Source organism: Kribbella sp. NPDC050820, from assembly GCF_040653975.1.
Lineage (GTDB): Bacteria > Actinomycetota > Actinomycetes > Propionibacteriales > Kribbellaceae > Kribbella.
In genome coordinates, this window is the sequence record NZ_JBFAHB010000132.1 from 1 (window position 1) to 12,451 (window position 12,451).

A 12,451-nucleotide genomic window follows, 5' to 3' on the forward strand; every position below is an offset into this window, starting at 1 on the left:
GCCCTCGGCCGAGCGGCCACGCGGCAGCCCGGCCGAGGGCGTCAGTTGTGATGGCCTGGCGGTCCGCAGCAGCCGGTGCCCGGGAATGGCCCCGCCCTTGCCGTGGTTGAGCGAGATAGTTTATTCTTTAACTAACCGAGCAAGGAGAACGCCATGCCCGCCGTGACCGTCAGCGACATCACCGTGCTGCCCCGCATCCACCAGCCGGACCCGGCCGTCGCGACCGAGCGCGCGGTCCGCTCGGTGACCTCGGCCCCGAGCGGCTACGAGGGCGAGGGCTTCCCGGTCCGGCGTGCGTTCGCCGGTGTCGACCTGCGCGACCTGGACCCGTTCATCCACATGGACCAGATGGGTGAGGTCGAGTACGCGCCGGGTGAGCCGAAGGGCACTCCTTGGCACCCGCACCGCGGCTTCGAGACCGTCACGTACATGCTCGACGGGATCATGGAGCACCAGGACTCCAACGGTGGCGGCGGTGTCATCTCCAACGGCGACACCCAGTGGATGACGGCGGGTTCGGGCCTGCTGCACATCGAGACCCCGCCGGAGCACTTGGTGCTGAGCGGCGGCCTGTTCCACGGCATCCAGCTCTGGGTGAACCTGCCGAAGTCGCAGAAGTGGGCCCCGCCGCGCTACCAGGACATCCGCGGCGGCGACTCGGCGCTGCTGTCCACGCCGGACGGCGGCGCGCTGATCCGGGTGATCGCGGGCGCGGTCGGCGGCCACGACGGCCCCGGCTCCACCCACACGCCGATCACGCTGGTGCACGCGACGGTCAGCCCGGGCGCCGAGATGGTGCTGCCGTGGCAACCGGACTACAACGCGCTGGTCTACGTGCTCGCCGGTCAGGGCACGGTCGGGGCCGAGCATCGCCCGATCCGCAAGGGCCAGCTCGCCGTCTTCGGCCCGGGCGACACGATCCGTACGGCGGCCGGCACGTCGCAGCCGCAGGCCGAGCCGAACCTCGAGGTGCTCGTCCTCGGCGGACGGCCGATCCGGGAGCCGGTCGCGATGGCCGGGCCGTTCGTGATGAACACCCGCGCCGAGGTGATCCAGGCCTTCGAGGACTTCCAGGCCGGCAAGCTCGGCAGCATTCCCGCGGTGCACGGCGCCCCGACGGAACTGCGCAGTACCGAATAGCCGCGACCTGGACTTCCGGTACCCCCGGATCTACCTTGCCAGCAAGGGGAAACGGGGGTTACAGGGGGTTCATCATGTCGCGTTTCCGCAAGCTCGCGCTCATCGTGTCCGCGGTGGCACTGACCGTCGCCGCGGCCGCGCCGTTCCCGGCGTCGATCCCGCTGCCGAACGACTTCGCGCCGGAAGGCATCGCCACCGGCCCGAAGAACACGTTCTACGCCGGATCGCTCACCAGCGGGGACATCTACCGCGGCAGCCTACGCACCGGGAAGGGCGCGATCTTCGTCGACGCCCCGCCGGGACGGCAGGCTGTCGGGTTGAAGGTCGAACGAGAGGCGAAACGGTTGTGGGTCGCCGGCGGCCTGCAGGGTAAGGCGTACGTGTACAGCACCCGCGACGGCAGGACGGTCGCGGACCTGACCCTGACAGCAGCGCCCAACTCGTTGATCAACGACGTCGTGGTGACGAAGCGCGCCGCGTACTTCACCGACAGCTTCAACCCGGCGCTCTACAAGGTCCCGATCGGGAAGCACGGACGGATCGGCTCGCCGCAGACGATTCCGCTCACCGGACCCGCGGCGGCGATCATCGGGGAACTGCCCAACCTGAACGGCATCGACGCCACACCCGACGGCCGGACGCTGATCGTCGGGCACACGCCGCTCGGCGCCCTGTTCCTGGTCGACCCGAAGACCGGAGTCAGCCGTGCCATCACCATCACCGGCGGAGCTCTCACGCCCGACACCGTGGACGGCATCCTGCTCGACGGCAAGACCCTGTGGGTGGTGGAGAACTTCGCCAACCGGCTGGTCAAGATCAAGCTCAGCCCCGACCTGACGAGCGGCCGGATCACCGCGGCCGTCACCGACCCGCTGTTCCGGGTTCCCGCCACAGTGGCGGAGAGCGGCAACCGGCTCGCGCTCGTCAATGCCCGCTTCGACCTCGGCTTCCCGCCGCCGTTCGGGCCGGGAGCGCCGCCCGGGACGGACTTCGACGTGGTGCAGATCCAGAAGCCCTGAGGTCAGCCCTCGGGGTAAAAGACGAAGAGGGTGCATCCCGCAACCGTCTGTGGGATGTGCGACGACCCGGCCGGGCAGTGGATGAACGACCCGGCCGGGTAGTCCCGGATGCCGTCGTTGAAGACGCCGTCGACGACGTACACCTCCTCCGGTCCCGGCTCGTGTACGTCGATGCCTTCCCAGCGGGAGCCCGGGTCCATCTCGAGCACATGCGCCGACGCGCCCTGAGGACCGGTCCACAACGAGCGCAGCCGGATGCCGGGGAAGAGCTCGCGGACCGGAGTGTCCGCCACAGCGGTGAATTCGAAGTTGTCCACAGCCCGATCCTCGGCTGTCCACAGGCTTTCCCACAGTGTCTGGATAGTCGTGGTCAGGTACTTTTAAGCCATGCATCGCGTCGTCGCGCTGGTGAACGGGCCGCAGGCAAGCTTCGAGCTCGGGTGCGCGGCCTCGGTGTTCCGCGGGGACCGGTACCGATTCAGCGTGTGCACCGAGCGGCCCGGCCCGATCCGGACGACCGAGGGCTTCGACATGCTGGTGCGGTCCGGCCTGCGCGCGCTCGATCGCGCCGACACCGTCGTCGTACCGGGCTGGCTGCCTGTCGAGCGGCAGCCGTCGGAGGCCGTCGTGCGCGCGCTCCAGAAGGCGCATCGGCGTGGCACGCGGTTGGTGAGCATCTGCTCGGGGGCGAGAGTGCTGGCCGCGACCGGGTTGCTGGACGGGCGCCGGGCGACGACGCACTGGCGGTACGCCGACGAGCTCCAGCGCAGGTATCCCGCCGTACTGGTCGATCCGGACGTGCTCTACATCGACCACGGGGACGTCGCCACGAGCGCCGGCTCGGGCACCGGGATCGATCTGTGCCTGCAGTTGGTCCGCAACGATTACGGCGCCGCGTACGCCGCTCAGATCGCCCGGCGGATGGTGATGCCGCCACACCGAGAGGGCGGCCAGGTTCAGTACCGGATCGAGGAGATCCGGCAGACCGAGTCGCTCGGCGCGTTGCTCGACTGGGCGACCCAGCACCTCGCCGACCCGCTCACGCTCGACGACCTCGCGGCCCGGATCAACGTCTCACCGCGGACGCTGGCCCGCCGCTTTGCGGACCAGCTCGGGATCGCGCCCGGTCAGTGGCTGCTTGCGCAGCGCATCGCCCGGACCCGAGCCCTCCTCGAGGACACCGACCTCCCGGTCGAGACGATCGCCACCCGCGTCGGCCTCTCCTCGGCCACCAACCTCCGCCGCCGCTTCCACGCCGCCCTGCGTACGACGCCCAGCGCCTACCGCCGAGCGTTCCGGGCTCAGAAGTTGCCGGAGTTGTCCAGGTCGACGTAGGACGCGATCCGGGGGTCGTCCGGGTCGGCGCCGTACGACTCGACGAAGTGGCGGGCGGCGGGGAGGCCGCCGTACTGGGGGTTGAGGGTGCCGGAGAGGCTCTTGAACATCAGGGCGAGGTCGAGGTAGCGGTCGCCCGTGCCGAGCCGGCTGAGGTCCAGGACGCCGGCGAAACGCAGCGTCGACGGGTCGATGAAGACGTTCGGCGCGCAGTAGTCGCCGTGGGTCACGGCCTCGGTCCGGCCGGGGAACGGCGAGTCGAACGGGCAGTCCGCCAGCTCGTCGAGCGCGCGCAGCCCATCGGCCAGCGCAGCCAGCACCGCCGGCCGGTCGGCGGCCGGCCAGTCCTGGGAGGCGTCCCGGCCCGCGAGCTCCTTGGTCAGCAGCCAGTTGTTGCCTCGATCAACGATGCGCGGACACGGGAATCCGGTCGCGCCCAGCCAGGCGAGCCGGTCCGCCTCGTCGTCGACGCCCGGGCCGACCTTGTAGAACAGGTGTTCCGAGCCGCGGTCCAGCCGGACCACGGACGCCGCCGACATGCCGAGGTGGATCGGCTCGGCGCTGTGCGCGCCGAACCGATCCACGAGTGCGTTCAGGTCCACTCAGCGAAGGTTACGGTGCAACGCCTTGATCAGCTCGCCATTTTCGGTGTCGCCGTCGAGCGACCAGATCATCGCGCCGCCCAGCTCGCGCTGCGAGACGTACTGCGCCTTGCGCTTCATCTCGACCGGGTCGTCCCAGGTCCAGAACGTCGTACCGTCGAACAGCCAGGCGAATCCGGCCTGCTCGTCGCGGTGCACGGTGAAGCCGGCCAGCTTCGCCTTCAGCAGCCGGTAGTCCTCGTAGCCGGCCTCGTAAGTCGCCGGCGCCGGTCCGGTGGCCGGCTGGAACAGGCCGTTGTTCTGGTTCGTCACGCCGGTCCAGCCGCGGGAGTAGAACGGCACTCCCATCACCAGCTTGCTGCGCGGCGCACCGCGGGACAGGTAGGCGTCGATCGTCACCTGCGAGCTGAACTCGGCGGTCGACGGGTCGCCGGCCGGGCCGTCGATCGCGGACTGCTGGTTGGTGATCGGGTCCCACGAGCCGTGGTAGTCGTAGCCCTGCGTCGTCCCGAAGGTCAGGTCCTTGAACAGCTTCTTGACCTCGAACCCACGGTCGACCTGCACCGGGTTCGCCGGCAGGAACGCGGTCAGGTTGTAGCGGTTGGGCCACGACAGCCGGTCGAGCTGCCTGCGGTACTCGCGGACCAGCGCGGTGAAGTTCTGCTTGTCCTCAGGACGGATCACGTTGCCCGGGTTGCCCTCGCTGGCCGGCCACTCCCAGTCGAGGTCGATCCCGTCGAAGACACCCTTCGCGGCGCCTGCGGGCAGCCCCGGGAGGTTGCCCTTCAGCCACAGGTCCAGGCAGGACTTCACGTGCGCGGCCCGCGACTCCGGCGTGAGCGCCGCGTCGGAGAAGTACTTCGAGCCGGTCCAGCCGCCCAGCGAGATGCTGATCCGCAGCTTCGGGAACTTCTGCTTCAGCTGCTTGAGCTGGTTCAGGTTGCCGTTCAGTGCTTGGCCCGGCCCGTCGGCCTTGCCGCTGACGCTCTGCTCGGCCGTGAACGGCCGCTGGTAGTCGGCCCACGGATCGCTGCTGATGCAGGTCCCGTGCTCGTCGACGAATCCGAACGCGTAGTTGATGTGGGTCAGCCGCTCGGCCGTCCCGTTCTTGACCAGATCGCTGACCAGGAAGTTCCGGTCGTACCCACTCCAGTTGGTGTAGTACCCCACCACTCGCTTGCTGCTGTGCGCTTCGGCCGGTACGGCGGTCAAACCCGCCAGCACCGTCGCAGCCGCCACCAGCAACCCAACATTCCGACGCTTCATCTGACTCCCCATCGGGCGGTTCAGGTAACCAAGTGGCGCCGACTCTAGGACCCCTCCGACGACTTACGCAATGACTCTGCTGAAAGATCGTCAGGAAAGTTTCCTACCTGTTCCGGAAGTAGTGCCCCTTCTCGAGGTCGGCGATCAGGCCCGGGTGGGTCGGGTGCCAGTCGAGGAGCTCCTGGGTCCGGGCACTGGAGGCAGGCGCGTCGAGGGTGGCGAACCCGGCCAGCCAGCCGAAGTGCGCGGGATCCTCGACGGCGGCGACCGGGAGATCGAGGTGACGGCCGATCACGTCGGCGATGGCGCGCAACGGGATGCCCTCCTCGCCGACCGCGTGCAGCCGCGACCCGGCCGGCGCCGACTCGAGGGCCAGCCGGTAGAGGCGTTCGGCGTCGAGCCGGTGGACAGCCGCCCAGCGGTTCGCCCCGTCACCCGGGTACGCCGAAACGCCTTGCGTGCGGGCGATCTCGATGAGACCGGGGACGAAGCCGTGATCGCCTTCGTCGTGCACGGTCGGCGGGAGCCGCAGGACGGACACCCGCACGTCGTGGTCGACGTACGACACAGCGACGTCCTCGTTCTCGCGTCGGCCGTTGGTCGGGACGTTCGGGTCCGGCCGGCTGTCCTCGGTGGCGATGCCGTCGCCGCCGACCAGGCCGGTCCCGGAGGTGATGACGAACGGTTTGCCGGAGCCGGTCAGAGCCTCGCCGATCGCCTCGATCGCGCGCCGGTCCACCTCGACGGATGCGGCGAAGTTGGCGAAGTCGTGGATGAAGGCCGTGTGGATCACGCCGTCGGCCGCGTCGGCCGCCGTACGCAGGCCATCGAGGTCGGCAAGGTCGCCGCGGTACACCTCGGCGCCGGCCGCGGCCACGGACGCGGCGCCCTCATCGGACCTGGCCAGGCCGACGACCTGGTGCCTGGACCCGATCAGCTCGCGGACAACCGCGGACCCGACGAAACCGCTCGCGCCGGTGACGAAAACACGCATGAAGCAACTCCTCGAAGAAGGGGGACGGAGCCTCCATCGTGTGATCGGGAGCGGCCGCGATTCCAAAGCTTCTTTCGCATGGCGCAATACGTTCCAGGCATCACCGCAGCTCAACCACCTATGCTGACCGCATGCCCTCCGATCTCGACCTGCGGCTGGTGCGGTACTTCACCGTCGTCGCCGAGCAGCGGCACTTCGGTCGCGCCGCGGCGGAGCTGCACATCACCCAGCCCTCGCTCAGCCGGCAGATCCGTAGCCTCGAGCAACAACTCGGCGCCCGCCTGCTGGACCGCACGCCGCAGGGCAGCCGGCTGACCGAGGCCGGCGAGGTGTTCCTGCCGCGGGCTCAGGCGCTGCTCCGATCGGCCGCCGAGGCAGCCGCCGCCACCCAGGCCGCCGCCTCGCCCAGCCGGATGGTCATCGGGTACACGACCAACCTGATCGTCACCCCGGTCGCCCGCGAGCTTCGCCGCCGGCACCCGGAGGCCGACGTACAGGCCGTCCACATCGGCTGGAACGAGCCGCACTCGGCGCTGACCGAGCATCGGGTCGACGCGGTCGTGGCCCGGCTCCCGTTCGCGACCGACCGGCTGCACGTCACCGTCCTGTACGACGAGCCGCGGGTGCTGATGGTCCCGCTGGACCACCGCCTGGCCGGCAAGGAGTCCGTCACGGTCGACGACATCGCGGACGAACCGCTGCCTCGGCTGCCCGATGCCGAGTGGAACGCCTTCTGGCGCATCGATCCGCGGCCCGACGGCAGTCCCGCGCCGGACGGCCCGTTCGTCAAGGACGTCGAGGACAAGCTGGAACTGATCGCCGCCGGCCAGGCGGTCGCGATCGCACCGGGCGTCGTCGGCGGGCACCGGCTCCGGCCTGACATCACCTTCGTCCCGCTGGAGGGCGTCGAGCCGAGTCACGTCGTCCTCGCGACCCGAGCGGGCGACCGCAGCCGCCTGGTCGCGGACTTCCGCAAGTACGCCGAGGCCCTGCTGCGACCTGGCGAGTAGGGTCGCGGCATGACGAGTGTGCGTGCGGACCTGGCGCCGTCGGGCGTCCTGCGGGCGTCCATCAACCTGGGCAACCCGGTGCTGGCCCAAGGCACCCCGGCGGAACCGGCCGGGGTGACTGTCGACATCGCGCGCGAGCTCGCTCGCCGCCTCGAGGTGCCACTGGAACTGGTCTGTTTCGACGCCGCCCGCAAGTCCTTCGAGGCGCTCACCACCGGCCAGGCCGACATCTGCTTCCTCGCGATCGAGCCCGCCCGGGCCGACCAGGTCGCCTTCTCCGCGCCGTACGTGATCATCGAGGGCGTCTTCGCCGTACGGCGGGAGTCCGGTCTGCGGACCCTGGCCGACGTCGATCGGGACGGCGTCCGGATCGGGGTCAAGCGTGGTTCGGCGTACGACCTGTACCTGACCCGCACGGTGCAGCACGCGACCGTCGTCCGTGGCGACGAGGGCACCGACATCTTCCTGGCCGAGGACCTGGAGGCTGCCGCCGGTATCCGCCAGCCGATCACCCGGTTCGTTGCCGAGCACCCCGAGGTGCGGCTGATCGACGAGCGTTTCATGGAGATCCGGCAGGCCGTCGGCACCACCAAGGACCGCCACCCCGACACGGTTGCCTACCTCCACGCCCTGGTAGAGGACCTCAAGTCGAACGGCTTCGTCGCCGACTCCCTGATCCGCTCGAACCAGCCCGACGCCGCCGTCGCCCCGCCCGCATAGCGCTAGCTGCCCGATCGAGCCGGGGTCCTTGCAGCTTCATGCCAAGGCAGGGGCTTCGCGCAACCATTTGGTCTGGTCCAGACATCTAACGGTGAGTGGCAAATCGGCTCCGCTGTGTGAGGTGGCCGATCCGCCGACGTGAGGACAACCGAAACGGGAGGGACTCATCGTGCGATCCATCAACCGATCGCGGCGCTTCGGCCTGGCCGTCGCCGCGATCGCGGCCGTGAGTACCGGGCTATCCGGCCTGGCTCAGGCAGCACCACCGCAGGACCAGCTCAAGACCCACGCCGTGAAAGCGAAGGCCGCCGATCAGCACGTCACGCTGGTCACCGGCGACCGGGTGACCCTGTACGGCGGCGACCCGGCCCGGGCCGCAGTCACGCCGGGACCCGGCCGCGACAAGATCACCTTCAGCACCCACCGCACCAAGGAGCACCTGTACGTCGTGCCTTCCGACGTCCAGGACCAGCTCGTCAGCGGACGGCTGGACCGCCGGCTGTTCGACGTGACCGGCCTGATCAAGGACGGGTACGACGACAAGTCGTCCAAGGCGATCCCGGTCGTCGTGACCTATGCGGGCAAGGCCCAGTCGCGGTCCGCGGCGCCGGGAGCGACGGTGACCCGCCAGTTGCCGGTCGTGAACGGCGCCGCGATGAAGGTGGACAAGGCCAAGGCCAGGTCCTTCCTGACCGGCGTGACCACGGCGCGATCGGCCGCGGGCGTCCAGAAGGTCTGGCTCGACGGCAAGCGTGAGATCAGCCTCGACCAGTCGGTCCCGCAGATCGGTGCGCCCGCCGCCTGGCAGGCCGGCTACACCGGCAAGGGCGTCTCGGTCGCCGTACTGGACACCGGGATCGACAAGTCGCACCCCGACCTGGCCAGCCAGGTCGCCGGCGCGAAGAACTTCACCGAGGAGTCCGGCGAGGACCTGGTCGGGCACGGCACCCACGTCGCGTCGACGATCGCCGGCACGGCGGCGGCCTCGAACGGCAAGTACAAGGGCGTCGCACCCGACGCCAAGCTGTACGACGGCAAGGTGTGCGAGCTGGGCGGTTGCCCGGAGTCCGCGATCCTCGGCGGCATGGAGTGGGCCGCGAACGAGGTGAAGGCGAAGGTCGTCAACCTCAGCCTCGGCGGCACCGACACCCCGGAGGTGGACCCGCTCGAGGAAGCCGTCAACCGGCTGACCGCGCAGACCGGCACGCTGTTCGTGATCGCGGCCGGCAACGACGGCCCGGGCGAGAGCACGGTCGGTTCACCCGGCAGCGCCGACGCCGCGCTGACCGTCGGTGCGGTGGACAAGCAGGACAAGCTGGCCGACTTCTCCAGCCGCGGCCCGCGGGTCGGCGACGGTGCGGTCAAGCCGGACGTCACCGCGCCGGGTGTCGCCATCGTTGCGGCCAAGGCGAAGAAGTCGGTGATCGGCACCCCGGTCGGCGACCAGTACCTGATGCTCGACGGCACGTCGATGGCCACCCCGCACACCGCGGGAGCCGCGGCGCTGCTGGCGCAGGAGCACCCGGACTGGAAGGCCGGTGAGCTCAAGGGCGCGCTGATGGCGTCGGCGAAGCCGGCCGCCGACCAGAGTGCCTTCGAGCAGGGCGCGGGCCGGATCGACGTGGCCCGCGGCATCAAGCAGTCCGTGATCGCCGAGCCGGGCAGCGTGTCCTTCGGTACGGCGCTCTGGCCGCACGACGACGACACCCCGGTGACCAAGACGCTGACCTACCGCAACCTTGGTGACCAGCCGGTGACGCTCGACCTGACCGCGACCCTGAACGGTCCGGACGGTGCGCCGGCGCCGGCCGATGCGCTGAAGCTGAGCGCGACCACCGTCACTGTTCCGGCGGGCGGGACCGCGTCGGTGCAAGCCACGTCGAACACGAAGCACAGCGGTCCGGACGGCGGCTACTCCGGCCGGATCACCGCGACCGGCGGTGACACCACGGTGCAGTCGGCGATCGGCGTGAACAAGGAGCAGGAGAGCTACGAGCTGACCGTGAACAGCATCGGCCTCGACGGCAAGCCGGCTGCTCCGTCCGGACTGGTCTTCGGGATCGACTCCAACCTGTTCACCTTCTTCGGCACCGCGACGGCCAAGTACCGGCTGCCCAAGGGGGAGTACCTCGTGCAGGGCGACCAGTTCGTCGAGCGGCCCAGCGGCGAGGTGTTCGACATCTACTCGCTCGTCCAGCCGAGCATCAAGCTGACCGAGAACACCACGGTGACTCTGGATGCGCGGACCGCGAAGCCGGTCAAGGTCACCGTGCCGCAGGCCGATGCCTCGGTCGCGGTCGCCGACGTCGGCTACGACCGGATCTCGCCTGACGGCATGCGTGGCCTGAGCTCGTCGGCCTTGCTCTTCGACTTCGCCGGTGTGCACACCGCGCAGGTCGGCGCGGCGCTGCCGCCGGAGCAGATGACCGGCCACGTCGCGTCGCAATGGGCGAAGGCGGGCGAGAACGGCTCGTTCGCGAACTCGCCGTACCTGTACGGTCAGGTCGACTCGACGCCGGGGCGCTTCCCGACCGGGCTCGTTCGCAACGTCAAGGCGAAGGACCTCGCCGTCGTCGAGCAGAGCATCAACGCGACCTCGGACCGGCAGGTCGAGCGCACAGTGCACGGCCAGGCGCCGTACATGGGTGGATCCTGGGCGATCATCCTGCCGTACGACGTCCCGGTGCAGACGAAGCTGTTCGTCGACGACAAGCCGGCCCACTGGCAGACGGTGGTCGAGGAGGTCGAGCCGAGCACTGACCCAGAGAACCCGTTCCCGATCACGATCAGCCGGCTGAGCTCGCCGGACCGTGAGTACAAGGCGGGCAAGACGTACCGGGAGCGGTACAACGCTGCCGCTTTGACGTCGACGCCGGAGGTCGCGATCCGGGTCGGCGACGGGCTGCTGCTGTCGGCCTTCTCGCTGTCCGACGCCGATGGCAACAAGGGGTTCGGGGTCATGGACACCCAGTCCAGCAAGCTGATCCGGGACGGGCAGGTCGTCGCCGAGTCGCCGTACTTCGGCTACATCGAGGCGACCGGTCTGCCGGCGGAGAAGGCGACGTACACGCTGGAGTCCTCGCAGACGCGGCCGTCATGGTCGACGTTCAGCACCAGGACCGACCTGAAGTGGACGTTCACCTCGGGCGAGACGGCCGAGGAGACGCCGCTGCCGATGCTCGGTGTGCGGTTCCAGCCGAAGGTGAACAGCCACAACGTCGCCGAGCGCAAGCCGGTGACCGTGCTGCCGGTCGTCGTCGACGCCCAGCCGGGCGCTGCCCTGCCGGGGATCAAGAAGGTGGAGATCCAGGTCTCCGGTGACGACGGCAAGACCTGGCAGAAGGCCGCGGTCGCACCCACCGGCAAGGGCATCTACAAGGCGATCTTCGCGACGCCGAACGACGCCAAGGCGGTGTCGCTGAAGGCCCAACTGATCGATGCCCAGGGCAACGTCACCGACCAGACCGTGATCGGTGCCTACGCGATCGGATGACGAATCCCTAACGGGCAGAGAAGAAACCGCAATCAACCCTGACCGGTTCGCCCGCGTCAGACTCCTCGAGAGGGCTCGATCGGGCCACTGACTCGGGGAGGAACCATGGGGTTGAGGAAAAAGGACTCCCGCTGGACGTCAGCTCGGCGATTACGTCCGGTCGGCTTGACCGCGGCTGTCCGACGTCTCCGGCCGACCGGGGCGTCACCCGGCTCTACCGGGACGGCAAACTGTTGGCCGGCGACGACACCTGGGCCGGGCAGTTGTTGGTGGAGAACGCGCCGGCGGCGAAGGCGTCGTACCGGCTGGAGATGTCGTTGCAGCGGTCGCTGATGCAGCTGGCGACGCGGGTCGACCACGTCTGGACGTTCAGCTCGCAGGACACCGGCGGCGACAAGGTGGTGCTGCCGCTGCGGTCTGTGGAGTTCCGGCCCGACGTGGACGCGAACAACGCGGTGGAGCGGAAGACGGTGACCCATCTGCCGTTCGCCGTGGTCAACCAGCCGGGCGCGAAGGTGCCGGGGATCCGATCCGTTGCAGTGCAGGTGTCTGGCGACGGCGGCAACCCGTGGCAGCGAGCGATCGTCGTACGGCGAGCCGACGGCACCTACACCGCGGTCTTCAAGACCCCGGCGGCGAAGGTGATGTCACTGCGATCCGTGGTCGTCGACCGCGACGGCAACACCGCGACCCAGACGGTGATCAACGCGTATCGGAACCGGTGACGGCTTTGCGACACGGTGCAACCCAGAGGCGGGTTCGGTCCGTCAACCCGCGTAGTGACACCGACTTCTGGGAGGGCCCGTCGTGGCTTTCAGCTCGATATCGAGAAGCAGAGCAGTGCCCGCGGTCGCCTTGCTGGCGACCGCGGG

At 69.4% G+C, this 12,451-nt stretch carries 11 protein-coding genes; 7 read left to right on the plus strand and 4 right to left on the minus strand.

Annotated elements, in window-relative coordinates; genetic code table 11:
* The first annotated feature begins 153 nt into the window (after positions 1-153).
* Both AB0H36_RS46910 and AB0H36_RS46915 read left to right on the plus strand, forming a co-directional pair.
* Positions 154-1,140 (plus strand): pirin family protein, encoded by a 987-nt coding sequence (locus AB0H36_RS46910; protein WP_360538522.1) that lies wholly within the window; start codon positions 154-156, stop codon positions 1,138-1,140.
* Between the two features lie 74 nt (positions 1,141-1,214).
* The gene (locus tag AB0H36_RS46915) at positions 1,215-2,159 is read left to right on the plus strand and encodes a hypothetical protein (protein WP_360538524.1); all 945 of its coding nucleotides are present in this window, start codon (positions 1,215-1,217) and stop codon (positions 2,157-2,159) included.
* A 2-nt stretch (positions 2,160-2,161) separates the two neighbouring features.
* Here AB0H36_RS46915 and AB0H36_RS46920 read toward each other — a convergent pair whose 3' ends face one another.
* Positions 2,162-2,476: a cupin domain-containing protein gene (locus tag AB0H36_RS46920; protein ID WP_360538526.1), complete on the minus strand. Its 315-nt coding sequence runs from the start codon at positions 2,474-2,476 to the stop codon at positions 2,162-2,164.
* Between the two features lie 70 nt (positions 2,477-2,546).
* Here AB0H36_RS46920 and AB0H36_RS46925 point away from each other — a divergent pair, with 70 nt between their 5' ends.
* Entirely contained in the window at positions 2,547-3,494 is a 948-nt protein-coding gene (locus AB0H36_RS46925) for a helix-turn-helix domain-containing protein (protein ID WP_360538528.1), read from the plus strand.
* Here AB0H36_RS46925 and AB0H36_RS46930 read toward each other — a convergent pair.
* The 3 genes from AB0H36_RS46930 to AB0H36_RS46940 all read right to left on the minus strand — a co-directional run bounded on the left by AB0H36_RS46930 (position 3,461) and on the right by AB0H36_RS46940 (position 6,356).
* Positions 3,461-4,096 carry a phosphotransferase gene (locus AB0H36_RS46930; protein WP_360538530.1) on the minus strand — a complete coding sequence of 212 codons (636 nt, stop codon included), beginning with the start codon at positions 4,094-4,096 and terminating at the stop codon, positions 3,461-3,463. The two genes, AB0H36_RS46925 and AB0H36_RS46930, sit on opposite strands and share 34 nt — an antisense overlap.
* Positions 4,097-5,362, minus strand: a complete 1,266-nt coding sequence (locus AB0H36_RS46935; protein WP_360538532.1) for a glycoside hydrolase family 18 protein — start codon at positions 5,360-5,362, stop codon at positions 4,097-4,099.
* Positions 5,363-5,465: 103 nt separating this feature from the next.
* Positions 5,466-6,356 carry an SDR family oxidoreductase gene (locus AB0H36_RS46940; RefSeq protein WP_360538534.1) on the minus strand — a complete coding sequence of 297 codons (891 nt, stop codon included), beginning with the start codon at positions 6,354-6,356 and terminating at the stop codon, positions 5,466-5,468.
* A 131-nt stretch (positions 6,357-6,487) separates the two neighbouring features.
* On the opposite strand from AB0H36_RS46940, the gene AB0H36_RS46945 reads away from it, so the two are divergent.
* From AB0H36_RS46945 to AB0H36_RS46960, 4 genes are all read left to right on the plus strand, one after another.
* Positions 6,488-7,366, plus strand: a complete 879-nt coding sequence (locus AB0H36_RS46945) for a LysR family transcriptional regulator (RefSeq protein ID WP_360538536.1) — start codon at positions 6,488-6,490, stop codon at positions 7,364-7,366.
* A gap of 9 nt (positions 7,367-7,375) precedes the next feature.
* Complete coding sequence (locus AB0H36_RS46950; RefSeq protein WP_360538538.1) at positions 7,376-8,086, plus strand: transporter substrate-binding domain-containing protein; 711 nt, start codon at positions 7,376-7,378, stop codon at positions 8,084-8,086.
* 169 nt (positions 8,087-8,255) lie between these two features.
* Complete coding sequence (locus AB0H36_RS46955; protein ID WP_360538540.1) at positions 8,256-11,579, plus strand: S8 family serine peptidase; 3,324 nt, start codon at positions 8,256-8,258, stop codon at positions 11,577-11,579.
* Positions 11,580-11,812: 233 nt separating this feature from the next.
* A complete protein-coding gene (locus tag AB0H36_RS46960; protein WP_360538542.1) occupies positions 11,813-12,304 on the plus strand; it encodes a hypothetical protein in 492 nt (163 codons plus the stop codon).
* Positions 12,305-12,451 lie beyond the last annotated feature (147 nt).

Bases quoted from the DNA above. Each gene is read 5' to 3' on its own strand.
- AB0H36_RS46910 (WP_360538522.1), top strand. From the start codon at position 154: ATGCCCGCCGTGACCGTCAGCGACATCACCGTGCTGCCCCGCATCCAC.
- AB0H36_RS46945 (WP_360538536.1), top strand. From the start codon at position 6,488: ATGCCCTCCGATCTCGACCTGCGGCTGGTGCGGTACTTCACCGTCGTC.
- AB0H36_RS46940 (WP_360538534.1), bottom strand. From the start codon at position 6,356: ATGCGTGTTTTCGTCACCGGCGCGAGCGGTTTCGTCGGGTCCGCGGTT.
- AB0H36_RS46915 (WP_360538524.1), top strand. From the start codon at position 1,215: ATGTCGCGTTTCCGCAAGCTCGCGCTCATCGTGTCCGCGGTGGCACTG.
- AB0H36_RS46925 (WP_360538528.1), top strand. From the start codon at position 2,547: ATGCATCGCGTCGTCGCGCTGGTGAACGGGCCGCAGGCAAGCTTCGAG.
- AB0H36_RS46950 (WP_360538538.1), top strand. From the start codon at position 7,376: ATGACGAGTGTGCGTGCGGACCTGGCGCCGTCGGGCGTCCTGCGGGCG.
- AB0H36_RS46935 (WP_360538532.1), bottom strand. From the start codon at position 5,362: ATGAAGCGTCGGAATGTTGGGTTGCTGGTGGCGGCTGCGACGGTGCTG.